Raw genomic sequence first — 22,623 nt, 5'->3', positions numbered from 1 at the left:
TGTCAGGCGGGGTTGAGTCTGGCGGCGCCCGGCTCGATGACGAAGGAGCCGGAGGTGTAGGCGGGGGCGTACGGCTCCGTGACGCGAGACAGCGACCGGAAGTCGACCTTCATCTCCTGCTGCGTGAGCTTGGTGCGCACGTAGCCGCGGCGGCCGTTGAAGAACTTCACGTGCGGGTTCTCGTTGAGCAGCACCTGCGTGTTGGGGTATTCGTCCAGGCCGTTGCCGGCGCTCGTCACCGAGGTGGTGACCAGCTCGACGGCCACGGACTTCGACTCGGGGTCCTGGTAGTCGCGCTTGACCTCGCCGGCCCAGTGGCTGTGCACGTCGCCGGTGAGCACGACGGCGTTGCGCCTGTAGGTGTCGATGGCGGCCGTCAGGCGGTTGCGGGAGGCGACGTAGCCGTCCCAGCCCTCGTTGGAGTAGCCCTTGCCCTCGCCGTTCGTCCAGTCCATCTCCATGAGGAAGACCTGCTGGCCGAGCAGGTCCCAGGTGGCGCGCGAGCCCTTCAGCTCGCCGTCCAGCCAGGCCTCCTGCTCGCGGCCCAGGATGGTGCGGTTCGGCTCCAGGCGGTCGAGGCAGTCCGGGCCGACGGTGCCGCTCTTGCCGGTGCAGGCGTACAGGTCGCGGTACTGGCGGGTGTCGAGCAGGTGCAGGTTGGCCACCGCGCCCCAGCGGATGCTGCGGTAGAGCTTGAGCGCCGAGCCGTTGGGCTTCTGGGCGCGACGCAGCGGCATGTTCTCGTAGTACGCCTGGAAGGCGGCGGCCCGGCGGGCGAGGAACGGCGGGTCGGGCTGCTCGGGCACGTCGCCGGCCCAGGCGTTCTCGATGTCGTGGTCGTCCCACACCACGACCCAGGGGGCGATGGCGTGGGCCAGCTGCGACTCGGGGTCGGCCTTGTGCTGGGCGTGGCGTAACCGGTATCCGGCCAGGTCGAGGCACTCGCCGCCGGCCTGGTCGCGGACCGGGTACTTGTAGTCGCCGTACTCGTAGATGTAGTCGCCGAGGAAGGCGATCAGGTCGGGCTGGTCCTCGGCCATCCTGCGGTACGGCGTGAACCAGCCCACCTGGTAGTCGGCGCAGGAGGTGAACGACAGGTTCAGGGCGCGGCCGCGGGTGCCGGGGGCGGGGGCGGTGAGGGTGCGGCCGACGGGGCTGATCTCGCCCTCGGCCCTGAAGCGGTAGAAGTACTCGGCGCCCGGCTGGAGGCCGTCGAGCTCGACGTGCACGCTGTGGGCCGCGTCGGCGCGGGCGACCTCGACGCCTCCCCGTACGACGTGCCGGAAGTTCTCGTCCTTGGCGAGCTGCCACTGGACCGGCACCGGGCGGTCCGGCATGCCGCCGAGGCCGTCGAGGGCGACCGGGTTCATGGCGAGCCGGGTCCACAGGACCACGCCGCCGGGCGTGGGCTCGCCCGAGGCGACGCCGAGCTGGAAGGGGTCGGAGAGAGGGGCGCGGCGGACGGCCGCACGCACGGGTTCGGCACCCAGTGCGGCGGAGATGCCCAGGCTCGCGCCCCCGGCGAACAGAGAACGCCGGGTGATCATGGGGGTCCTTTACTTGACGGTGGCGTTGCCTTCGGCGACGGCCTGGTCGGCGGCGGCCTTGGGGGTGAGCTTGCCGAGGTACATCTCGTTGAAGATCTGGTTGAGCTTGGTCTCGAAGCCGGTGAAGCCGGTGGTGACCGGCAGCGGGAAGGTCGAGCCCGCGGCCTCCTGCTCGAAGGGCGTGACGTCGATCTTCTTGGCCTTCCAGTAGTCGACGTAGCCCTGGCTGAGGCCGTTGAGCGCGGGGAAGACGTAGCCGCCGTCGGCCATCAGCTTCTGCGGCTCCTGGGTGCCCAGGTATTCGGCCAGCTTCATGGCCTCCTTGGGGTGCTTGCTCTTGGCGTAGACGGCCTCGGCCAGGCCGTTCAGGTTGACCGAGCGGCCCTGCGGCCCCTCGGGCATGGCCGCGACGCCCATCTCGAACGTGGCCTCCGGCGCCACGAACGGCAGCAGCGCGTTGTTGGCGGGGAACATCGCGACCTTGCCCGCCTTGAACATGTCGGTGACCTTGCCGGTGGGCGGGTTGGTCTGGGTGGCGGGCGGGGAGACGTGGTGCTTGTTGACCAGGTCCACGCCGAACTGCAGCGCCTCCACCGACGCCGGGTCGTTGAAGGCGTACTTGCCGAAGGGCTTGTCGACGAGCTTGCCGCCGTTGGAGCTCACCCAGTTCATCCACTGCGTCTGGTAGTGGTTCCAGGAGGCGAAGCCGTACGTCTTGACCTTGGCGGGGTCGAAGCCCGCGTCGCCCGGGTGCTTGCCGGCCTCGTCCACGGTGAGCTTGCGCGCGGTGTCGAGCAGGGTGCCGGTGCCGTCCTTGGCCCAGGTCAGCTTGTCGGGCATCTCGACGCCGGCCTGCTTGAACAGGTCCTTGTTGTAGAGCAGGCCGACGATGCCCCAGTCCTTCGGGACGCCGTACAGCTTGTTCTCGTAGGTGAAGGAGCCGACGACGGTCTGGTGGTACTTCGACCCGTCGACCTGGACCGGCGACAGGACGCCCTTGGTGACGTACTCGGGGAACTGGGTGGGGGTCATCCAGAACACGTCCGGAGCGGTGCCGGCGACGACGTCGGCGGTGAGCTTCGTCCAGTACTGGTCGTACGGCAGCAGCTCGAGGTTGACGCGGATGCCGGGGTTGGCCTTCTCGAAGGCCGCCATGACCTTCTCGTAACCGACCTTCTGCTGGTCGTCCCAGAGCCGGTACGTCAACGTGACCTGGCCTGACTCGCCGCCGCCGCCCGAACCGCAGGAGGTGAGGGCGAGCAGGGCGGCGCCGAGCAGCGCCCAGCGAATCGGGGGGTTGCGCAACATTCGCTGACCTCTTCTTACTTGAGACCTGTGAGGACGACGGATCTGACGATGTGCTTCTGGAAGAAGATGAAGATGGCCACCATCGGGATCAGCGCGATCAGGCTGCCGGCCATCATGAGGTTGTAATCGACGCCGATGCCCTGTTTGAGCGTGGCGATGGCCACCGTGATGACCTTGGTGTCGTCGCCGCTGGTGATGATCAGCGGCCAGAGGAAGCTGTTCCAGGTCGAGATCACGGTGATGATCGCCAATGTGCCGAGCGCCGGGCGGCAGAGCGGGAGCATGACGCGCAGCAGGATCGTCAGCGGGCCCGCCCCGTCGATGCGTGCCGCCTCCTCCAGGCCGGCGGGCAGCGTCTTGAAGAACTGCCGCATGAGGAAGATCCCGTAGGGGGTGCCCAGCACGTACGGGGCGAGCAGGCCGTACCAGGTGTTGACCAGGTCCAGCTGCCGCATGATCAGGAACAGCGGGATCATGGTGACGGCGCTGGGCACCATCATCGTGGCCACGAACAGCCAGAACAGCGCGTCCCTGCCCCTGAACCGGAGCCGGGCGAACGCGTACGCGGCGAACGTGGTGAACACCAGCTGCCCGGCCGTCAGCAGCGCCGTCATCACAGCCGTGTTGAGCAGGTAGCGGGGGAAGTCCCCGGCCAGCATCTTGGCCAGGTTGTCCGTGGTCGGCGGCAGCCCCGGCAGCCACGGGGCCGTCTCGCTGAGCTGCCCCTGCGTCTTGAACGCGGTCAGGACCACGAGCAGGTACGGGAAGACGGAGACGAACGCACCGATGGCGAGCACGGCGTACAGGAGGATTCGCTTGACCATGGGTCTCTCAGCTCAGGTCGTAGGTGGTGCGCTTGCCGAAGAACCTGACCTGCGCCATCGTCACCAGGAAGATGATCAGGAAGAGCAGCGTCGACAGCGTGGCCGCGTAGCCGAAGTCGAACTCCTTGAAGGCGGTCTGGTAGATCCGGAAGTTCAGGACTTCGGTGGTGTGGCTGGGGCCGCCGTCCGTCATCGCGAACACCGTGTCGAACACCTGGAAGGCGCCGATCAGGTTCGTCACGCTGACGAAGAACATCGTGGGGTTGAGCAGCGGCAGCGTGACCCGCCAGAACCGCTGGGCGGGGGTCGCGCCGTCGGTCTCGGCCGCGTCGTGCAGCTCCTTCGGGATGCCTCGCAGGCCGGCCAGGAAGAACAGCATGTTGTAGCCGGTGTACTGCCAGATGCTGACCAGCGCGACGGCGGGCAGCGCCCACGTGGGGTCGGACAGCCAGTCGGGGCCGGTGACCCCGACCAGCGCGAGCGCGCTGTTGATGGCGCCCTCGCGGGGGTCGAAGATCCAGTTCCAGATCAGGGCGAGGACGATGGGCGTGGCCATCCAGGGGACCACGAAGAGCGAGCGGTAGAACCTGACGCCCTTGATGCGCTGGTTGAGCAGCATGGCGAGGGTCAGGGCGAGCACGGTCTGGAGCGGGATGCACAGCAGGACGTACGCGACCGTCACCCCGAGCGAGTGCCACGCCTGCCCGTCCCCCGCCAGCCGGCGGTAGTTGTCCAGCCCCACGAACTCGGGGGACGAGAGCAGCTCCCAGTCGAAGAGGCTGAGGACGAGCACGATGAGCATCGGCAGCAGCAGGAACGCGATCACCCCGAAGAGGCTGGGGCCGACGAAGAGGTAGGCGTGCCAGCCGCTCCCCCGCCTCTTGGCCACCTTGGCATCCGCCACCATGTTGCTCCGCGCGGTGAGGCTGGTCACGAGGGGTCCGTCGCCGTCGGGACCATGAGGCGCCTGGTCGTCTCCAGGCCCCAGTCGTCCAGCGCCGCGATCGGGTCACTCGACCCGCGCAGCCCGCCCGTGGCGGCGATGTGCGCGGCCCACTCCTCCCGCGCCTCCACCTCGGGGCGCAGGATGATGCAGTCGGGGTCGTTCACCCACCAGCGGGCGTGCAGGAACTCGCGGGCCGCGCCCGTGAGCCGGGCGCCGAGCTGGGAGGGCTGGCTGATGTCGCCGGACTTGGGCTGCAGGGTCGGCGCGATGTCCGGGCTGACCCGCATGACGTCCACCAGGCCGATGCTGGGCAGCATGGGCGCGCCGCACCCGTGCAGGGTGGCGTCCGCGCCCGCGCCCCGGCGGATCAGCTCCAGGCCCCGCCGGTACGCGGCGATCGGGTCGAGGTCCTCGTGCCGCCCGCCCGCGAGGGCTCCCGCGTAGATGAAGTCGAGCTTGAAGTGGCTGATGCCCATGGCCCTGAACGTGCGGAAGACGTCGACGAGATGCTCGGCCGCCGCCGGGTTGGTGACGTCGAGCACGGCCAGCTCCTGGTCCCACATGCGCCCGGCGTACGCGCCCTGGACCAGCCAGTCGGGGTGCTCGCGGAAGATCCGGCTGCGGTGGCCGACGAGGAACGGCGCGGTCCAGATCCCGGCCCGCCGCCCGGCGCCCGTGACGGCGTCCACGGCCCGCGCCAGCGAGCCGAACTCCGGCCGTCCCTCCAGCCAGTCGCCGATCTCGGCCTCGTAGCCGTCGTCGATGAGGAACATCTCGGCGCCCAGGCCGAGGCGTTCGGAGTGCTGGAGGTTCTCGATGACGTCGGCGTCGGTGACCTTGTCCCAGTAGCCGTACCAGGTGCACCACATGGGCGGGACGGCGGGAAAGGTCCGCTTTTCCGTCATGGTGTCCGCCCAGTCGCGCAGGGCCTGGTCCAGGCTCCCTTCGGCGCGGTGGTGGCGTACCGGGCCGTCGGCGGAGATCACCAGGCGGCCGCCCTCCTCACGCGCCCTGATCGAGGGCACCTGGAGGGGGCTGGGCGCGGACCAGAGCTCGACCGACCCGTCTCCGGGCTCGACGGCCAGCAGCCCTTCGCCCTGGAACACCCCCTGGGGGGCTGGGGTCTCGGGGCGGTAGGCGAGGATCTGGATGGTCTCGTCGGCGGGCCGGGGCGGGGCGTCCGTCAGGCGGTACGCGCCGGAGGGGCTCCACGACTGCCAGCCGTGCTCGAACACCCGCGCCTCGCCAGGGCCGCACCCGATCTCGCCGATGTCTTCGAACGACATCCTCAATCCTCTCGACTTACGAAGGAGCGCTTCATTAGTAGCACCGGCTTTCGGGCGGGGTCAATGACGGATTTTTGCCGTCGTAACAGGAGATGGAGGCGGCGCGTACAGCCGTCAATCGCTGGCATAATCTCTGGTTACAGAGGAGACCTACTTAAGGACGGCGATGGCGGACGTTCGCGGCGGCGACCTGTCCCGGCTGCGGCAGCTCAACTCGCTGACGGCCATCCGGGAGCTGCGCAGGGCGGGGCCGCTCACCCTGTCGGCGCTCGCCGAGCGCACCGGCCTGTCCCGGCCGTCCATGAAGGAGGTCACCGACGAGCTCATGGGCCTGGGCTGGGTGGAGGAGGTGCCGCCGAGCCCCGGCACGATGGGCCGGCCGGCCCGCCGCTACCGCTTCCGCGCCGACAGCGGCTACCTGGTCGGGGTGGACATAGGGGGTCACAACATCCGCGCCGCCCTGTCCGACCTGGACGGCGAGATCCTCGCCGAGACCCGGCAGCCGGTGCTGCCCGACGACCCGATCGAGGAGCGCCTGGCGGCGATCGAGCGCGCCGTCTCCGGCTGCCTGGCGCTCAGCCGCACGTCGGTCTCCGACCTGTGGATGATCTCGGTCGGCACGGTCGGCGTGATCGACGTCGAGGGGCGGGTCATCTACTCGGCCGCCGTGCCCGCCTGGCGCGACCTCGACCTCGCGGGCAAGATGCGCGAGATGTTCCCCTGCCAGATCCTCATCGAGAACGACAGCCGCCTGGCCGCCATGGCCGAGACCAGGCGCGGGGTGGCCAAGGGCGCCAGGGACGTGGTTTTCCTGCACGTCGGGCGGCGCATGGGAGCCGGGCTGATCATCGGCGGGAAGGTGCACAGGGGCTTCGGGGCGGCGGCCGGGGAGATCTCCATGCTGCCCGAGGCCCGCTGGTTCGACCCCGCCGAGCACCTCAACACCTGCCCGTCCCTCCCCGAGGGCACGCCGCCCGAGGACGCGGCCGGGTGGACGCTGGCCGCCGCCCGCAACGGGGACCCGGTGGCGCTCGCCGCCGTCGAACGGTACGTCGACGACCTCGCGGTGGGCACGGCCGCGATGGTGCTCATCCTGGACCCGCAGATGGTGGTGCTGGGGGGCGGCTTCTCCCGCTCCTCCGACGTGCTGCTGGGGCGGCTGCGGGAGCGCTTGGAGCGTACGTGCATGCGGATGCCGGAGGTGCGGGCTTCCACGCTGGGGGACGAGTGCGTGGTGGTGGGGGCCATCGACTACGCGGTCGACCACCTCGACGACCAGCTCTTCACCCCCGACAAGGGCCCCCTCCCCGTCACCCGCTGACCTGGGTCAGGGCTGCGGGCGCAGGCGGGCGCGGTAGTCGCGGGGCGGCAGGCCGTACTCGCGGCTGAAGGCCCGGCTGAAGTGGAACGGGCTGACGAAGCCGGAGGCCGCCGCCACCTGCCCCACGTCCAGGTCCGTCACCTCCAGCAGGCTCGCCGCGTGCCGTACCCGCGCCTCGCGGACGGCCCGCATCGGGCTGCGCCCGGTCTCGGCGGCGAACAGGTGGGCGAAGCGGGACGGCGAGAGCGCGACGGCACGCGCGAGCGAGGCGACCGAGTGGGCCGCGCCGGGCTCGGCGGCGATGAGCGCGAGCACCCGGCGTACCCGCTCGTCGCCCTCGTCCGGCCGCCGCACCCCCTCGGGCCGGGCGGAGGCGGTGGCCAGGACGAGCGCCTCCTCGACGGCCCCCAGCACCAGCTCCCGCGCCGGCCCCGCCAGGACGACGGCGGGCAGCCGCGCCTCGGCCCTCGCGGGGAGGGGCGCGTCAGGCACCCACCGGGCGTCCTGGAGCGCGCGCTCGAACGCCAGCCCCATCCGCCCGTGCACGCCCACCGGCACGCCCCCGACCAGATGGCACCCGTCGCCCCGGGCGAACGGCCCCAGCCAGGCCGCCCAGGAGGGACGGGGCTGGAAGTGTACCCACCAGAACCGCCACCGCTCCGCGCCCGGCAGCACCCGGTAGTACTGCGACACCCCGGAGCCGAGCACCGCCAGGTCCCCGGCCCGGACCTCGAACGACGCCCCGCCCTGCGCCACGAACCCCGCCCCCGCCTCCGTCCACAGCAGCAGCCAGCTCGGCGACCCGGTGGGACGGCGCGTGGCGTACCCGGGCGCCTGGTCGTAGTGACCGACGATCGTCAACTCGGCAGCAGGAACAGACAGGTCCTCAGCGGTCACAGGCATACCGTTCCACGATCCCGGTCTCTAGCGTGGGAAACATGAGGCTCAACGACTTCCACGATCAGGGGTTCTTGCTGGTGCCCGGCCTCCTCGCCCCGGAAGAGGCGGCCGAGCTGCGCGAGGAGTTCATGGCGCTGCACGCCAAGGGGCCGATCCCGGGCCACTTCGCGCCGCAGCCGCAGGAACCCGGCCGGCCGTACGACATCCTCCGTGACTACCCGCGGATCATGCACCCCCATCAGGTGAACGACCTGGCCCTGCGATACCTGCTCGACACGCGCATCGCCGCGATTCTCCGCGACATCCTGGGAGAGGAGCCGATAGCAGCCCAGAGCATGTTCTACTTCAAGCCGCCGGGCGCCAGGGGGCAGGCGCTGCACCAGGACAACTTCTACCTGCGGGTCGAGCCGGGCACGTGCGTGGCCGCATGGGTGGCGCTCGACAAGGTGGACCGGGCGAACGGCGGCCTCGAGGTCGTGCCGGGGACGCACCTCATGGACCTGTTCTGCCCGGAGGAGGCGGACCAGGACATCTCCTTCACCCGGGAGTACGTGCCGCCGCCGCCCGGCCTGACGAAGGTGCCGGTCGACATGGAGCCCGGCGACGTGCTGTTCTTCAACGGCAGCCTGGTGCACGGCTCGGAGCCGAACAGCACGGCCGACCGCTTCAGGCGCAGCTTCATCTGCCATTACGTGGGCCGCTCGGCCGAGCGGATCGCCGAGTACTACCCGACGCTCACGATGTCGGGCGAACCCGTCCGGCTGGCAGCGTCCGTGGGCGGCGGCCCCTGCGGCACCGAGATCACCGGCCCGCACTGACCGCTCACCCCCCGGAGATGTCGGATTCGGCGTCGCCGTCGGGGACCACGCAGTCCCAGGGGTCGTCCAGCCACCCGTCCGGCAGCAGCACCTTGGCCCGCTCCCCCGACTTGCCCCGGGGCGTGTCGGTGTTCGGCGGCCACGGCTGGTCGTGCTCCAGCTTCGCCAGCCCCTCGCGCAGCCCGTCGAGCGACTCGGCCGTGGCCAGCTCCCGCCGCAGCTCGCTCCCGACCGTGAACCCCTTCAGATACCACCCGACGTGCTTGCGGAAGTCGGCGACCGCGTAGCGCTCGATGTCGAAGCACTCGGTCAGCCCCTCGGCGTGCCTGGCCATCACGTCGGCGACCTCGCCGAGCGTGGGCCGGGCCCGCTCGGGGCTGCCGTTGAACGCGTTCTCCAGATCCTTGAACAACCACGGCCGCCCCAGGCAGCCGCGCCCGACCACCACGCCGTCGCACCCGGTGCGCGCCACCATGCGCAGGGCGTCGTCGGCGCACCAGATGTCGCCGTTGCCCAGCACGGGGATCTCCGGCACGGCCTCCTTCAGCCGGGCGATGGCCTCCCAGTCGGCCACGCCCCCGTAGTGCTGCTTGGCCGTACGGGCGTGCAGCGCGATCGCCGCGACGCCTTCCTCGGCCGCGATCCGCCCCGCGTCCAGATACGTCAGGTGATCGTCGTCGATCCCCTTGCGCATCTTCATCGTGACGGGCAACGACCCCGCGTTGGCCACCGCCTCCCGCAGGATCCGCCGCAGCAGATTCCTCTTGTACGGCAGCGCGGACCCGCCCCCGCGCCTGGTCACCTTGGGCACGGGGCAGCCGAAGTTGAGGTCGATGTGGTCGGCCAGGTCCTCCTCGGCGATCATCTTGACCGCCCGCCCCACGACGTCGGGATCCACCCCGTACAGCTGGATGCTCCTGGGCCGCTCCGACTCCGCGAACCTGATCATCCGCAGCGTCTTCGGATTGCGCTCGACCAGCCCGCGCGTCGTGATCATCTCGCAGACGAACAGGCCTGCGCCCTGCTCCCTGCACAGCACCCGGAACGGCGCGTTCGTGATGCCCGCCATCGGCGCCAGCACCACGGGCGGCCAAACCCCAATCGGCCCAATCTTCACCCAGTCAGTTGTAGCGCAGGTCAGGCCGTAACCGGTATTCGCGGATAGGCTGTTATCCGCATCTTCAGGGGAGGGATGGATGCTTCTTCGCGTACGGGTGGCGCTGCCCGACAAGCCGGGTTCGCTCGCGCAGGTGACCAGGGCCCTGGGGGCGTCGGGGGCCGACATCACGCAGGTCACCGTGCTCGATCGGGGCGCCGGCACGGCCGTCGACGACATCACGGTCTTCTGCGCGGAGAGCACGCCCCGGCAGTCGCTGGTCAAGAGCCTGGAGACGGTGGAGGGCGTGGCGGTCGAGGGCATCTGGACCACCAGGGAGGCCCCGGGCACGTACCCTGAGCTGGAGATCCTCAAGTACATCACCACGGCGGGCGACCGCGCGCTCACCACGCTCGTCGACTCGCTCCCGGTCCTGTTCAGCGCCGACTGGGCCGCCACGACGGCCGACCGGCGCGTCGTCTACGCCAGCTGGCGCGCCCCGAAAGACCTGATCGTCCCGGAGGAGACCCCGTCCCGCCCGACGGCCGTCACCCTGGAGGAGGGGCTGCACGTCATCCACGCCCCGCTGCCGCCCCTGGCCCTCTCCCTCCTCCTGGCCCGCTCGGAGGGCCCCTCCTTCCACCGCATCGAGGTCCACCGCCTCACCCGCATCCTGGAGATCTTCCTCAGCCTGCCCGCCACCGAGCGGAGCGTGGCCCGCCAGCTCCGCAAATAGCCGCACTCCACCGCTACGCGTAACCATCCGGTCGGCGGACGCGCTAGAGTTGTCGAGGCAGCAACGCGGAAGTGGCTCAGTGGTAGAGCATCACCTTGCCAAGGTGAGGGTCGCGGGTTCGAATCCCGTCTTCCGCTCGGAGACATTGACTCGGTGGAGTGGCCGAGAGGCGAGGCAGCGGCCTGCAAAGCCGTCCACACGGGTTCAAATCCCGTCTCCACCTCTACGGACGATTAGCTCAGCGGGAGAGCGCTTCCCTGACACGGAAGAGGTCACTGGTTCAATCCCAGTATCGTCCACCATGCTCAAAGCCCCAGCCCACGGCAACTGCCGCGGGTCTGGGGCTTCTTGCTGTTCTGGGTAGATGACGACTCGCCCGGGACCGCTGCTGTACTTCAACCAGGTGCCGGAGCCCAAGACGGTCAAGAACCGGCTCCACCTCTGCCTGCGTCCGGAGAGCTCGCGCGAGGAGGAGGCCGACCGCCTGCTGGGGCTGGGCGCCTCCTTCGTCGCTGACCGCCGCAACGCCGATGGCACGGGCTGGGCCGTGCTCGCCGACCCCGAGGGCAACGAGTTCTGTGTCCTCCGCAGCGAGTCCGAGCGGGCCGCGACAACCCCGTGACGCATGCCTGTCGGAGATCGGGCGGCGTGCTCACTTCAGGAGGCGCCAATGGGCTGTCCACCTGGGTCGCTTGCTCCCCACCGGCCGCCTGAGCCTCTTTCGTCGTCAAGAGTCACGAAGCCGGACGTGACGGCCCTGCCAGCGCGCCCGCAGCCACCGGTCGTGGCTGGCGATCACGATCGCGCCGGGCCCTGCCGCACCCATCGCCTCCTCCAGCTCGTCGGAGAGGCGGGGTGAGAGGTGGTTGGTGGGCTCGTCGAGCAGGAGCATCTCGGGCGGGTCCGCCACCAGCAGCGCCAGCGCGAGCCGCCGGCGCTGGCCGGCGGACAGCTCGCCCACCCGCAGGTCCACGTCCCTCCGGCCGATCAGGCCGAGTGAGCGCAGCGGCACGGACTCGGCGCGCTCCGCTCCCAGTGCCAGCTCGTACGTCTCCCGCACGGTTCGGTCCGGCCGCTCGAACACGGTGTCCTGGGCCAGCAGCCCGACGGTCAGGCCGCGCCGCCGCCGCACCTCGCCCTCCGCGTCGAGCCGGCCGGCCAGCACCGCCAGGAGCGTCGACTTGCCCGCCCCGTTCGGGCCGGTGACCAGCAGGCGCTCGCCGGGCGACACGTCGAGCCGGTCGATCGCTAGCCGTCCCGGCACCCGCACGTCGCGCAACGACAGCAGGGGCGCGTCGAGAGCGGCGCCCTCCGGGGCGTGGACGGCCAAGGCAGGAGCGGCGCCCTCCGGCGCCTGGGTGGCCAAGGCAGGAGTGGCGTTCTCCCAGGCGTGGACGGCCAGGGCGGGAGCGACGTCTTCCGGGGCGTGGACGGCCAGGGTGGGGGCGCGGAAGCGGAGCGGCGCCGGTGGAGGGGGCACCTGGTCGCGTTCGAGCTCGGCCAGCCGCCGGGCGGCGTTGCGCACCCTGCGCGAGATCTGGCTCTGCACGCGCCCGCCGCGGTGCCCGTACCCCATCTTCTCGTTGTCGCGCCGCAGCCCGTCCAGCGCCACCCGCCGCGCCGTCACCGCGACGGCCCGGCGCAGCTCGCCGAGCTCCTCCTGCTCCTCCGCGTGCCGCCGTTCCCAGCGCTCCCGCTCGGCGCGCTTCTCGGCCAGGTAGGCGCCGTACCCGCCCCCGTACCGGACGGGCCCGTCCACCGCGGGGTCGAGATCGACCAGGTCCGTGCAGACCGCGTCCAGGAACGCCCGGTCGTGGCTGGCCACGACCACCACCCCGGTCATGCCGCACAGCTGCTCCTCCACGAACACCGCGGCGGCGTCGTCCAGGTGGTTGGTGGGCTCGTCCAGCAGCAGCGCCGCGGGCCGTCTGATGAGCAGCGCCGCCAGGGCGAGCCGCCCGCGCTGCCCGCCCGACAGCGACGCCAGTGCCCGGGACCGCGGCACGCCGCCCAGGCCGAGCCGGTCGAGGACGATCTCCGCGCGCCGGTCGGCGTCCCAGGACTCGCGCTGTTGCGCCTGGTCGAGCCGGGCTCCGTACGCTTCGAGCAGCGCGGCGTCGTCCGGGGCGCCGGCGAGCGCCCGGGTGAGCCGGTCGAGCTCGGCCAGGTCCGCGCGCGCCTCGCGCAGAGCGTCGTCGAGCACGTCGGCGATCGTGGCCCGGCCGTCGAACGGCAGCTCCTGGTGCAGGAAGCCGAGGTCGGCGGGGCGGACGACGGTGCCGGAGTCGGGCCGGTCCTCGCCCGCCAGCAGCCGTAGCAGGGTGGACTTGCCCGCGCCGTTCTCGCCGATCAGCCCGATCCGGCGGCCTGGGGCGGCGGTGAGGGTGACGCCGTCGAGCACGCGCCGCGTGCCCAGCGTCCGAACAAGGTCGCGGGCGAGCAGCGCGTCACTCACCGGCGGGCCCTCCGGTCTCCAGCAGCCGGCCGCCGGACAGCTCCAGCCACCGCTCCACCCCGATCTCCGCCAGGAACCGCTCATCGTGGCTGACCACGACGAACGCCCCCTCGTACGCGCCGAGCGCGCTCTCCAGCTGCCCCACGCTGACCAGGTCGAGGTTGTTGGTGGGCTCGTCGAGCAGCAGGAGCTGCGGTGCCGGATCGGCGCAGAGCACGCAGGCCAGCGTGGCGCGCAGCCGTTCGCCGCCCGACAGCACGCCCACCGGCAGGTGCGCACGGGCGCCGCGGAAGAGGAAGCGGGCGAGCAGGTTCATCCGCTCCGCCTCCGGCATGCGGGAGGCGAACGTGGCCAGGTTCTCGGCCACGGTCCGCTCGACGTCGAGCAGGTCGAGCCGCTGCGACAGGTAGGCGACCCGGCCGTCGGCCCGCCTGATCGTGCCGCCGTCGGGCGCCAGGTCGCCGTTGATCATGCGCAGGAGGGTCGACTTGCCCGCGCCGTTGGGGCCGGTGAGCGCGATGCGTTCGGGTCCGCGGACCGTCAGGTCGATGCCCGGCTCGGCGAACAGGCCCCGGGCCTGCAGGTGCTCGCCGTGGAAGACCGTGCGCCCGGCGGGCACGTTCGTGCCCGGCAGCTCCAGAGAGATCTTCTGGTCGTCGCGCAGCGCCCGTCCGGCCTCGTCGAGCCTGGCCTTGGCGTCGCTGACGCGGGCGGCGTGCATCTGGCCCGCCCGCCCGGCCGACTCCTGGGCTCCTCGCTTCATGTTCCCGGCGAAGATGCGGGGCAGGCCGGCGTTCTTGAGGTTGCGGGCGGCGTTGCTCGCCCGGCGGTCGGCGCGCTCGCGGGCCTGCTGCATCTCCCGCTTCTCGCGCTTGAGCTCCTGCTCGGCGCTGCGCACGGTCCGTTCGGCGGCCTCCTGCTCGGCGCGTACGGCCTCCTCGTACGCGGTGAAGTCGCCGCCGTAGAAGCGGACCTCGCCCCGGTCGAGCTCGGCGATGCGGTCCATCCGGTCGAGCAGGGCCCGGTCGTGGCTGACCAGAAGCAGGCAGCCATTCCAGTCGCCAAGCACGTCGTAGAGCCGGCGGCGGGCGGCGAGGTCGAGGTTGTTCGTCGGCTCGTCGAGCAGCAGGACGTCGGGCCGCTTGAGCAGCTGCGCGGCCAGGCCGAGCGAGACGACCTGGCCGCCGCTCAGCGTCCGCAGCGTGCGGTCGAACACCAGGTCGCCGAGCCCGAGCCGGTCGAGCTGGGCACGGGTGCGCTCCTCGATGTCCCAGTCGTTGCCGATCGTGGTGAAGTGCTCCTCGCCGGCGTCGCCCGCCTCGATGGCGTCCAGCGCGGCGATCACCGGAGCGATGCCGAGGACCTCGGCCACGGTCAGGTCGCCGGTGAGGGGCAGGCTCTGCGGCAGGTAACCGAGCAGCCCGCTGACGGACACGCTGCCGCCTCCGGGCCGGTACTCACCGGCGATCAGCTTGAGCAGCGTGCTCTTGCCCGCGCCGTTCGGGGCGACGAGGCCGGTACGGCCGCCGCCCACGGTGAAGGACAGGTCGCTGAAGACGGGCGTGTCGTCAGGCCAGGAGAAGGACAGGCTGGAGCAGATGATGAACGCATCGGACATGCGAGAAGACCTCGTGAGAGAACGCGGGCGCGCCGAAGCCGCCCGGCAAAGGGGTTTCGGGGAACGACGACGAGGGCCACATCGGCGGCGGTCATATGCGCCTGCCGGGGCCGCTCAACCTCCGGTATCACCCGGAGATGTCGTCGTCACCTGCCACGTCTGGTCTCCTAGCTTCTGATCACGAGCGTCTCACACCATAGCACCCGCCGGACGCCGCTTATCCCCTGACCCTTTCGCCGTGGCGGTGAACCCGTCGAGGGCCTCGCTGATACGGCGGACGACCTCCTCGCGGGGGAAGCTTCCGGCGGGGCAGCCCGGCTCGGTGGTCATGCGCGTTCTCCCGGCCGTTGAGGGCGGTCTCCGGGGCGGGAGCCCTCCGGGGGCGCCGGCTGGGAGCGCGAGGCGCCCATCGTGAAAGGCCAGGCTTTCCGGGAGGCGGGCCGGGCGGTGATAATGGTCCGCGCGTTCGGGGTCGGCGGCTGTTAGCGTTATCGGCAAGGGGGTGAGCCTCCGTGAAATCCAGGGACGGCAGGCCTGCGGTGCTCATGGACGTAGCCGTGCTCGCCGGAGTCTCGGCCATGACCGTGTCGCGCGTGCTCAACGCGCCGGACCGGGTGCGGGCCGAGACCAGGGCGCGCGTGCTCGCCGCCGTGCAGGAGCTCGACTACCGGCCCAACCAGGCCGCCCGCCAGCTCGTCACCGGGCGGTCCGGGGTGCTCGGGGTGGTGAGCATCGACACCACCTTGTACGGTCCCGCCTCCACGCTCTACTGCATCGAGCAGGCCGCCAGGAACGCCGGGTTCAACGTGAGCATCGCCAGCCTGCCCTCGCTCAGCCGCAGGTCGATGGAGGAGGGCGTGGAGCGGCTGCGCGACCAGGCGGTGGACGGGGTGATCATCGTCGCCCCGCACGAGTCGGCCGCCGACGGGCTGCGGCACCTGCCCGCCGAGATGCCCGTGGTCGCCGTCGACGCCGGCGACGACATCCCCGTGCCCGTGGCCAAGGTGGACCAGCGTACGGGCGCCGCCAGGGCCACCCGGCACCTGCTCGACCTCGGCCATCGCACGGTGTGGCACGTGGCCGGGCCGGCCGACTGGCTCGACGCGAACGGGCGCATCGAAGGATGGCGGGGCGTGCTGGAGTCCGCCGACCGGCCGGTGCCCGAGGTGCTGCGCGGCGACTGGAGCTCGCGTTCCGGCTACCAGCTCGGGCAGCAGCTCGCCCGCGATCCCGAGGTCACCGCCGTGTTCGCCGCCAACGACCAGATGGCGCTCGGCGTGCTGCGCGCCCTGCGCGAGGCCGGGCGGCGCGTGCCGGAGGACGTGAGCGTGACCGGGTTCGACGACATCCCCGAGTCGGCCTACTTCTGGCCGCCGCTGACGACCGTGCGCCAGGACTTCGGCGAGGTGGGCAGGCACGCCTTCCACCTGCTGCTGGACCGGATGGCGGGAGCCTCGGTCGACGCGCGGCGGCTGGTGGAGCCGGAGCTGGTCGTGAGGGAGAGCGCCGCCCCGGCCCCGCAGGCGTAGCGGGGAGCTGCGCCCCGCTCGCCGCGGGGAGCTGCGCCCCGCTCACCCCGGCGCCCGCCGCCTCCGCCGGCCCGTGCCGCGCCCGGCGGCCGTCGCCGCGGATGCGCACGTCTCGGGTTCGGGACGAGGGACGGGCCTTCGCGTGAGTGATCAGCCGCGGGCCTCCGCGTGAGTGATCAGGGGCGGGCCAGGCGGATCACATTCCAGGAGACCGGGGGCAGGAGCACGCGGGCCGGGTCCTGCTCCACGTCCGGGTTGGCCCGGGGCGCGACCCGGTCCGGGTCGTCGGCCGTGTTGCGGGCGTAGACGTCGGAGTCGGTCAGGGTCGTGGCCTCGACGATGCGGGCGCCGCCGAGCGCCCGCGTGTCGATCTCCAGGGAGAGCGGCCCGTCGGTCGAGCGGTTGACGGCGAACAGCGTCGTGCCCTCCTCCGAGTGCGTGGCCACCGCGTGCAGCAGCGGCACCTCGCCGAACTGCGCCGTCTCGTACGCGGGCGAGATCGGCTCCACCCGCAGCACGTCACCGGCCGCGAGCCGGGACGCCTGCGCGAACGGGTGGAAGGTGGTCTGGCGCCACGCCCGCCCGCCGGGCTCGGTCACGATGGGCGCGATGACGTTGACGAGCTGGGCCAGCGACGCGGCCGTGACCCGGTCGCTGTTGCGCAGCAGGGTGATCAGCAGGCCGCCGAAGGCGACGGCGTCGGCCAGGTGGTAGTGGTCCTCCAGCAGCCGCGGCGCGACCGGCCAGTCTGCGGGCGGGGCGGCGTTCTGGAAGCGCGACAGGTACCAGACGTTCCACTCGTCGAAGGAGATGTCGATCCGCTTGCGCGACTTCAGCCGGGCGCCGACCGCGTCGGCGGTGGCCACGACCGAGCGGATGAAGTACTCCATGTCGGTCGAGCAGGCCAGGAAGCTGCCCAGGTCGCCGTCCTTCTCCTCGTAGTACGCGTGGCAGGAGATGTAGTCCACCACGTCGTACGCCTCCTCCAGCACCGTGGCCTCCCACGCGCCGAAGGTCGGCATGCTGGAGCTGGAGCTGCCGCAGGCGACCAGCTCCAGGGACGGGTCCACCATGCGCATGGCGCGGGCGGTCTCGGCGGCGAGCCGGCCGTACTCGTGGGCGGTCTTGTGACCGGTCTGCCAGGGGCCGTCCATCTCGTTGCCCAGGCACCACATCCTGATCGCGTGCGGCTCCTTGGAGCCGTTGGCGATGCGCTGGTCGGACAGCGCGGTGCCGGACGGGTGGTTGCAGTACTCCAGCAGGTCGAGGGCCGCCTCGATGCCGCGGGTGCCGAGGTTGAGCGCCATCATGGGCTCGACGCCGGCCTTGCGGCACCAGCGGACGAACTCGTCGACGCCGACCTCGTTGGTCTCGGTGCTGTGCCAGGCCAGGTCGAGGCGGCGGGGACGCTGGTCGACGGGGCCGACGCCGTCCTCCCAGCGGTAGCCGGAGACGAAGTTGCCGCCCGGGTAGCGGACCGTGGACACCCCGAGCTCCCTGGTCAGGTCGAGCACGTCGCCGCGGAAGCCGTCCTCGTCGGCGGAGGGGTGGCCCGGCTCGTAGATGCCGGTGTAGACGCAGCGCCCGAGGTGTTCGACGAACGTGCCGAAGGTGCGCCGCCGCACCGGGGCGACCTTGAAGGCGGGATCGAGCGTGAGTTTGGCCTGGTGCACGGAGAGATCTCCTGGGTTTCGCGGGCGTTACGTGATCCAGATTGTTAGCGATAACAAGGAGGCCGGTCAAGCGGGCGCACGACGGGGTCGAGCTGGCCGGGGAGGGGACTTGACACGTCGGGTGTTACCGCTAACACTCGGGTAACCCCCACGAAACAAACGGTCCCCGACCTCAGCGGAAAGCGACAGCTCGCAGGAAGAGGCCACCGTGCAAGATCCCCCTCACATCTCCCGCCGCCTGCTTCTCGGCGGAAGCCTCGCACTCGCCGCCGCCGCCGCCACCGGATGCGCCATCCCCGTCGGGTTCGGCTCGTCCCAGACCCGCGTCCAGTACTGGCACTTCCTCGGCGCGAGCGACGGGATCATCATGAACAAGATGGTCCAGGCGTTCGCCAAGGACAACCCGGACACCTTCGTCGAGGAGAACGTGCTCGCCTGGGGCGAGCCGTACTACACGAAGATCGCGATGGCCGGCTCCGGCGGCCGCTCCCCCGACCTGGCCACCTTCCACCTGGCCCGCCTGGCCGGGATGGGCGCGGGCCAGATCCTCGACCCCATCAACGTGAAGCTGCTGGAGGAGGTCGGCCTGCGGGCCGCCGACTTCAGCCCGCCCATCTGGGAGCGTGCCCACCTCGACGGAGTGCTGTACGCGATCCCGTTCGACGCCCACCCGATGGTGCAGTACTACAACACCGACATCTGCGGGAAGGCCGGGCTGCTCGGCCCCGACGGCAAGCTCAAGCCCACGACCGGCGTGGACGAGCTGGTGGCGGCGCTCAACAAGGCCAAGGAGGTGATGGGCGGCAAGCCCCCGCTGACCTACGACGCGCTCGGCATCGGCACCGTGGGCCCGTGGCGCGTGTGGTACTCGCTCTACCCGCAGAGCGGCGGCACGCTGCTGTCGGACGACGGCACCAAGATCGCCATCGACGACGCCAAGGCGCTCGAGGTGCTGCGGTTCATGCGCCGGCTCGGGGAGGAGGGGCTGTGCGACCGGCGCACCGACTACGGGGCGTCGGTGGCCAACTTCACCAACGGCCAGGCCGCGTTCCTGTGGAACGGCGACTGGGAGACCACCGGGCTCAAGGAGCGCAAGACGCCGTTCAGCATGACCCGCTTCCCCAACGTCTTCGGCTCGGGGGCGGCGCAGGCCGACTGCCACTCGTTCGTGCTGCCGCACCAGCGCAACCGCGATCCCGAGGTCGAGCGGGCCACGTACCGGTTCATCGCCTACCTGGTCAAGAACAGCGCGGACTGGGCGGTCGCCGGGCACGTGCCCGCGTACCTGCCGGCGCTGGAAGAGCCCGAGTACCTGTCACTGCAGCCGCAGTCGGAGTACCGCTCGGTCATCACCGACGTCGCGCTCGACCCGCAGGTGTGGTTCGCCGGGTCGGCGTCGCGGCTGTGGCTCGAGTTCGGGCAGGCCTTCTCCCCGGTCATCACCGGGGACCGCACGCCGGAGGAGGGCCTGGCCGCGGCCAAGGCGGCGCTCAACCGGCTGCTGTCCGCCCCGAACCCCTTCCCCGCCGAGGAGCGCCCATGACCGAGCTGGTCGAGGTCGAGGAACCGACGAAGGAGGGCGCATGACCACCACCGTCGCGGCCCCCGCGACTGTCGCCCCCGTCGCCGAGGCGAAGGTCCGGCGCGGCTGGACGCAGCACGGGCTGCTGTTCGTGGCGCCGTTCCTGCTGATCTACCTGGCCTTCCTGGTCTGGCCGACGGTGCTCGGCTTCCGGATGAGCCTGTCGAGCGTCAACATCGCGGGCGGCAACAACCACCTGGTCGGGTTCGCCAACTACGCCGAGGCGTTCGCCGACCCGCGCATGTGGCACTCGCTGTGGAACACGCTGGTCTTCACCGTGCTGAGCACGGTCCCGCTGGTGCTGCTCGGCCTCGGGTTCGCGCTGCTGGTGCACCACCTGCGGTTCGTGCAGTGGCTGTGGCGGCTGTCGTTCTTCGGGCCGTTCCTGCTGCCGTCCGCCGTCGTGTCGCTGCTGTGGCTGCAGATGATCTACCCGCCCGACTACGGCCTGATCAACGGCACGCTGGGGATCGACGTGCTGTGGCTGAGCGACCCGTCGGTCGCCATGTGGTCGATGGTGCTGACCACGGTCTGGTGGACGGTCGGCTTCAACTTCCTGCTCTACCTTGCCGCGCTGCAGTCGATCCCGCAGCACCTGTACGAGGCCGCCGCCATCGACGGCGCCTCGGCCTGGGACAAGTTGCGCTCGATCACCCTGCCGCTGCTCGGCCGCACGACCGCGCTCATCGTGGTGCTGCAGCTGCTGGCGTCGCTGAAGGTGTTCGACCAGATCTACCTGATGACCGCCGGCGGGCCGCAGGACTCCACCAGGCCGATCATCGAGTACGCCTACGACGTCGGCTTCACCGGTTACCGCACCGGCTACGCCTCGGCCGTCTCGTACATCCTGTTCGTCCTGATCGTCATCGTGTCCCTGGGTCAGCTGCGGCTGTTCCGCAAGCGGGCGGAGGTCTCGTCATGACCAAGCGGTTCAGCTTCAGCCAGCTCGTCCTGCTGGTGGTCGCCCTGGCCCTGGCGGTCGTCTGGCTCGCGCCCATCGCCTGGGCGATCGCCACCTCGCTCAAGCCGGAGACCGAGACCACGAAGGTCCCGCTGCAGTGGTTCGGCAGCGAGATCACGCTGGACTCCTACCGGCTGGTCCTGGGCACGGGCGGCATCGTCAAGTGGGCGATCAACTCGACCGTCACCGCGGTGATCGTCACGTTCCTGACCGTGCTGTTCTCGGCGATGGCGGCGTACGGGTTCGCGCGCACCCAGTTCAAGGGGCAGCGGGTGCTGCTGGCGGTGATCCTGGCCGGGATCATGGTGCCGCCGCACGTGCTGATCGCGCCGCTGTTCGCCGAGATGGTGGCGCTCGGGCTGGTCGACACCTGGTGGGCGATCATCCTGCCGCAGGTGGCGGCGCCGCTGATCGTGTACGTGCTGTTCAAGTTCTTCCAGGACGTGCCGCCGGAGCTGGAGCAGGCGGCCTTCGTGGACGGGGCCGGGCGCTGGCGGGTGTTCTTCACGATCGTGCTGCCGCTGTCGCGCCCGGTGCTGGCCGCCGTGTCGATCTTCACGTTCATCACGACCTGGAACAACTTCCTCTGGCCGTTCCTGGTCTCCACCGACCCGAACACGATGACGCTGCCCGTCGGGCTGGCCAACGTGGTGCAGGGGACGTTCGGGCTGCGGTACGCGCAGATCATGGCCTCGGTCGTGCTGGCCGGGCTGCCGCTGCTGGTGGTGTTCGTGCTCTTCCAGCGGCAGATCGTACGCGGCGTGGCCCACACGGGCCTGGCCGGTCAGTGATCCCGCAGGTGCTCCCGCAGGGCGTCCCGGTCGTCCGGGACGCCGTGGGCGCGCAGGACCTCCTGGAGGTTGATCCAGCTCCACGCGTCGTCGCTCAGGTCGGCGATGGCCGTGAGGGCGGCGCGTCGTAGCTCCGGCGCGTCCTCGACGGTCTCCAGGAGGTCGCCCGCGATCGGGAAGGCGTCCACGGGCTTCGCGGTCGCCAGCCGGGCGATGAGGGCCTGCGCCCTGGCGGGCGCCTCCCCGGGCAGGCGTCGCTTGCTGACGCGGGCGGCCAGCGTGGCCAGGTCGCCCTCGGCGTACGGGAGCGAAGTGGGGCCGGTGGCGGTGAGGAGCCTGCCGACGCCGTCACGGGCCTGCCGGGGCGCGTCCTCGCCGTGCAGGTTGACCAGCGCGAGCGCGGCGACGTCGCGTACGAGGCCGTCGGCATGGCCGAGCCCGCGCTCGATCGCCCCCGCCGGCTTGGGCAGCAGGGAGAGCGCGAACATCGCCGTCGCGACCGTGACCGGGTCGGCGTCGGCCTCGGCGAGGCCGGCGAGCGCGGGCCCGGTGGTCTCCGCCTCCTCGGGGAACCAGCCCGCGAGGTACGCCGCGGCCGTCCTGACGTGCGGATCCCCGTCGGCCAGGAGGGGGATCGGCAGGTTCTCCCGCACGGCGTCGTAGGAGGCCAGCATGGCGGCGTCGAACATGCGCTCCAGCTTGTAGTCGTACGTCCGGAGGACATAGGCCCGGTCCCTGCGGACGGCGTCGTTCGGCGCCTCCTCGACCCACTGCCGGAGGTGGGCGTCGGCCTCCTCCTTGCTCCTGGACTGCACGCCCGCGCTCTCCTCGCGCCAGCGCGCGATGCCGACGCCTTCCGGCAGGTGGCCCTCCTCGTAGCCGAGGGCCAGGGAGGCGAGCAGATAGAGGATCAGCTCGCGGTCGGGCGTGGCGGGGTCGGCGGCCAGGCGGGCCAGGAACGGCACCGCGTGCGGGGTGGCCGGGAAGCGGGTGCCCTGGTGGAAGATGTTGCCGTAGAGCGCCGACATGGCTTTCTGGCGCTCGCCTTCGTCGGCGGACGCGAGCGCCCGAATCTGGCCGGGCACGTCCGTGGCCCGGCCGTAGGCGTGCTTCAGCTTGCCCCAGGAAACGCGATCGAGATCGTCCACGCGCGCGAGCGTATCGGCAAATATCGGATTACGTCGGCCGTTTACCATTGCCAGGGAATTGCCAGGAAGGGTGGGTAGTCTGCC

The 22,623-nt window shown here is 71.2% G+C and carries 18 protein-coding genes, 3 tRNA genes and 1 pseudogene; 11 read left to right on the top strand and 11 right to left on the bottom strand.

All coding sequences use genetic code 11. From position 1 onward, the window contains the following. Positions 1 to 2 precede the first annotated feature (2 nt). The 5 genes from ACFKCF_RS44810 to ACFKCF_RS44790 are packed head-to-tail and all read right to left on the bottom strand — an operon-like array spanning position 3 to position 5,911. Positions 3 to 1,547 carry an alkaline phosphatase D family protein gene (locus ACFKCF_RS44810; protein ID WP_394501481.1) on the bottom strand — a complete coding sequence of 515 codons (1,545 nt, stop codon included), beginning with the start codon at positions 1,545 to 1,547 and terminating at the stop codon, positions 3 to 5. Between the two features lie 9 nt (positions 1,548 to 1,556). After that, positions 1,557 to 2,855 carry an ABC transporter substrate-binding protein gene (locus tag ACFKCF_RS44805; protein ID WP_394501480.1) on the bottom strand — a complete coding sequence of 433 codons (1,299 nt, stop codon included), beginning with the start codon at positions 2,853 to 2,855 and terminating at the stop codon, positions 1,557 to 1,559. Positions 2,856 to 2,869: 14 nt separating this feature from the next. Further along, entirely contained in the window at positions 2,870 to 3,679 is an 810-nt protein-coding gene (locus tag ACFKCF_RS44800) for a carbohydrate ABC transporter permease (protein WP_394501479.1), read from the bottom strand. 7 nt (positions 3,680 to 3,686) lie between these two features. Beyond that, positions 3,687 to 4,613, bottom strand: coding sequence for a carbohydrate ABC transporter permease (locus ACFKCF_RS44795; RefSeq protein ID WP_394501478.1), 927 nt, complete (start codon positions 4,611 to 4,613; stop codon positions 3,687 to 3,689). Beyond that, a complete protein-coding gene (locus ACFKCF_RS44790) occupies positions 4,610 to 5,911 on the bottom strand; it encodes a glycoside hydrolase family 36 protein (RefSeq protein ID WP_394501477.1) in 1,302 nt (433 codons plus the stop codon). The genes ACFKCF_RS44795 and ACFKCF_RS44790 overlap by 4 nt, the downstream gene beginning before the upstream one ends. 166 nt (positions 5,912 to 6,077) lie before the next feature. Between ACFKCF_RS44790 and ACFKCF_RS44785 the strand changes: the two genes are divergently transcribed. After that, positions 6,078 to 7,232, top strand: a complete 1,155-nt coding sequence (locus ACFKCF_RS44785; protein WP_394501476.1) for an ROK family protein — start codon at positions 6,078 to 6,080, stop codon at positions 7,230 to 7,232. Between the two features lie 6 nt (positions 7,233 to 7,238). On the opposite strand, the gene ACFKCF_RS44780 is transcribed toward ACFKCF_RS44785, so the two are convergent. Further along, positions 7,239 to 8,135, bottom strand: a complete 897-nt coding sequence (locus ACFKCF_RS44780) for a helix-turn-helix domain-containing protein (RefSeq protein WP_394501475.1) — start codon at positions 8,133 to 8,135, stop codon at positions 7,239 to 7,241. 35 nt (positions 8,136 to 8,170) lie between these two features. Between ACFKCF_RS44780 and ACFKCF_RS44775 the strand changes: the two genes are divergently transcribed. Next, a complete protein-coding gene (locus ACFKCF_RS44775) occupies positions 8,171 to 8,950 on the top strand; it encodes a phytanoyl-CoA dioxygenase family protein (RefSeq protein ID WP_394501474.1) in 780 nt (259 codons plus the stop codon). A gap of 4 nt (positions 8,951 to 8,954) precedes the next feature. Here the strand turns inward: ACFKCF_RS44775 and dusB are convergent, their stop codons facing one another. Continuing rightward, positions 8,955 to 10,067: a tRNA dihydrouridine synthase DusB gene (dusB, locus tag ACFKCF_RS44770; protein ID WP_394501473.1), complete on the bottom strand. Its 1,113-nt coding sequence runs from the start codon at positions 10,065 to 10,067 to the stop codon at positions 8,955 to 8,957. Positions 10,068 to 10,146: 79 nt separating this feature from the next. Between dusB and ACFKCF_RS44765 the strand changes: the two genes are divergently transcribed. The 5 genes and pseudogenes from ACFKCF_RS44765 to ACFKCF_RS44745 all read left to right on the top strand — a co-directional run. Continuing rightward, positions 10,147 to 10,782 carry an ACT domain-containing protein gene (locus tag ACFKCF_RS44765; RefSeq protein WP_364842616.1) on the top strand — a complete coding sequence of 212 codons (636 nt, stop codon included), beginning with the start codon at positions 10,147 to 10,149 and terminating at the stop codon, positions 10,780 to 10,782. A gap of 65 nt (positions 10,783 to 10,847) precedes the next feature. Further along, positions 10,848 to 10,919: transfer RNA gene (locus ACFKCF_RS44760), tRNA-Gly, on the top strand. A 15-nt stretch (positions 10,920 to 10,934) separates the two neighbouring features. Further along, positions 10,935 to 11,005 (top strand) — tRNA-Cys (locus ACFKCF_RS44755). Positions 11,006 to 11,009: 4 nt separating this feature from the next. Further along, positions 11,010 to 11,084: transfer RNA gene (locus ACFKCF_RS44750), tRNA-Val, on the top strand. A gap of 77 nt (positions 11,085 to 11,161) precedes the next feature. After that, positions 11,162 to 11,404: pseudogene (locus tag ACFKCF_RS44745) on the top strand (VOC family protein); the annotation flags it as partial. A 105-nt stretch (positions 11,405 to 11,509) separates the two neighbouring features. On the opposite strand, the gene ACFKCF_RS44740 reads toward ACFKCF_RS44745, so the two are convergent. Both ACFKCF_RS44740 and ACFKCF_RS44735 read right to left on the bottom strand, forming a co-directional pair. Further along, a complete protein-coding gene (locus ACFKCF_RS44740) occupies positions 11,510 to 13,237 on the bottom strand; it encodes an ABC-F family ATP-binding cassette domain-containing protein (RefSeq protein WP_394501472.1) in 1,728 nt (575 codons plus the stop codon). Further along, positions 13,230 to 14,855 (bottom strand): ABC-F family ATP-binding cassette domain-containing protein, encoded by a 1,626-nt coding sequence (locus ACFKCF_RS44735; protein ID WP_394501471.1) that lies wholly within the window; start codon positions 14,853 to 14,855, stop codon positions 13,230 to 13,232. The genes ACFKCF_RS44740 and ACFKCF_RS44735 overlap by 8 nt, the downstream gene beginning before the upstream one ends. A gap of 512 nt (positions 14,856 to 15,367) precedes the next feature. Between ACFKCF_RS44735 and ACFKCF_RS44730 the strand changes: the two genes are divergently transcribed. Continuing rightward, positions 15,368 to 16,384 carry a LacI family DNA-binding transcriptional regulator gene (locus tag ACFKCF_RS44730; protein ID WP_394501470.1) on the top strand — a complete coding sequence of 339 codons (1,017 nt, stop codon included), beginning with the start codon at positions 15,368 to 15,370 and terminating at the stop codon, positions 16,382 to 16,384. Between the two features lie 176 nt (positions 16,385 to 16,560). On the opposite strand, the gene ACFKCF_RS44725 is transcribed toward ACFKCF_RS44730, so the two are convergent. Beyond that, on the bottom strand, positions 16,561 to 18,057 hold the full coding sequence (locus ACFKCF_RS44725) for an alpha-N-arabinofuranosidase (protein WP_394501469.1): 1,497 nt from the start codon (positions 18,055 to 18,057) through the stop codon (positions 16,561 to 16,563). 208 nt (positions 18,058 to 18,265) lie between these two features. Between ACFKCF_RS44725 and ACFKCF_RS44720 the strand changes: the two genes are divergently transcribed. From ACFKCF_RS44720 to ACFKCF_RS44710, 3 genes are read left to right on the top strand one after another with little or no spacing between them, the layout of a single operon-like run. Further along, positions 18,266 to 19,600, top strand: coding sequence for an extracellular solute-binding protein (locus tag ACFKCF_RS44720; RefSeq protein WP_394501468.1), 1,335 nt, complete (start codon positions 18,266 to 18,268; stop codon positions 19,598 to 19,600). Between the two features lie 40 nt (positions 19,601 to 19,640). Beyond that, the gene (locus ACFKCF_RS44715; protein ID WP_394501467.1) at positions 19,641 to 20,561 is read left to right on the top strand and encodes a carbohydrate ABC transporter permease; all 921 of its coding nucleotides are present in this window, start codon (positions 19,641 to 19,643) and stop codon (positions 20,559 to 20,561) included. Further along, positions 20,558 to 21,391, top strand: coding sequence for a carbohydrate ABC transporter permease (locus ACFKCF_RS44710; RefSeq protein WP_350727033.1), 834 nt, complete (start codon positions 20,558 to 20,560; stop codon positions 21,389 to 21,391). Before ACFKCF_RS44715 ends, ACFKCF_RS44710 begins: the two co-directional genes overlap by 4 nt. Here the strand turns inward: ACFKCF_RS44710 and ACFKCF_RS44705 are convergent. Beyond that, on the bottom strand, positions 21,385 to 22,539 hold the full coding sequence (locus ACFKCF_RS44705; protein ID WP_394501466.1) for a hypothetical protein: 1,155 nt from the start codon (positions 22,537 to 22,539) through the stop codon (positions 21,385 to 21,387). The genes ACFKCF_RS44710 and ACFKCF_RS44705 overlap by 7 nt on opposite strands. Positions 22,540 to 22,623: the final 84 nt, after the last annotated feature.

This window comes from Nonomuraea sp. JJY05 (genome assembly GCF_043496855.1).
Lineage (GTDB): Bacteria > Actinomycetota > Actinomycetes > Streptosporangiales > Streptosporangiaceae > Nonomuraea.
This window is presented reverse-complemented; position numbering and strand designations above follow the sequence as displayed.

Coding starts and splice junctions, on each gene's coding strand:
- ACFKCF_RS44765 (WP_364842616.1), top strand. CDS start 10,147: ATGCTTCTTCGCGTACGGGTGGCGCTGCCCGACAAGCCGGGTTCGCTC.
- ACFKCF_RS44785 (WP_394501476.1), top strand. CDS start 6,078: ATGGCGGACGTTCGCGGCGGCGACCTGTCCCGGCTGCGGCAGCTCAAC.
- ACFKCF_RS44805 (WP_394501480.1), bottom strand. CDS start 2,855: ATGTTGCGCAACCCCCCGATTCGCTGGGCGCTGCTCGGCGCCGCCCTG.
- ACFKCF_RS44810 (WP_394501481.1), bottom strand. CDS start 1,547: ATGATCACCCGGCGTTCTCTGTTCGCCGGGGGCGCGAGCCTGGGCATC.
- ACFKCF_RS44800 (WP_394501479.1), bottom strand. CDS start 3,679: ATGGTCAAGCGAATCCTCCTGTACGCCGTGCTCGCCATCGGTGCGTTC.
- ACFKCF_RS44735 (WP_394501471.1), bottom strand. CDS start 14,855: ATGTCCGATGCGTTCATCATCTGCTCCAGCCTGTCCTTCTCCTGGCCT.
- ACFKCF_RS44715 (WP_394501467.1), top strand. CDS start 19,641: ATGACCACCACCGTCGCGGCCCCCGCGACTGTCGCCCCCGTCGCCGAG.
- ACFKCF_RS44775 (WP_394501474.1), top strand. CDS start 8,171: ATGAGGCTCAACGACTTCCACGATCAGGGGTTCTTGCTGGTGCCCGGC.
- ACFKCF_RS44710 (WP_350727033.1), top strand. CDS start 20,558: ATGACCAAGCGGTTCAGCTTCAGCCAGCTCGTCCTGCTGGTGGTCGCC.
- ACFKCF_RS44790 (WP_394501477.1), bottom strand. CDS start 5,911: ATGTCGTTCGAAGACATCGGCGAGATCGGGTGCGGCCCTGGCGAGGCG.
- ACFKCF_RS44780 (WP_394501475.1), bottom strand. CDS start 8,135: ATGCCTGTGACCGCTGAGGACCTGTCTGTTCCTGCTGCCGAGTTGACG.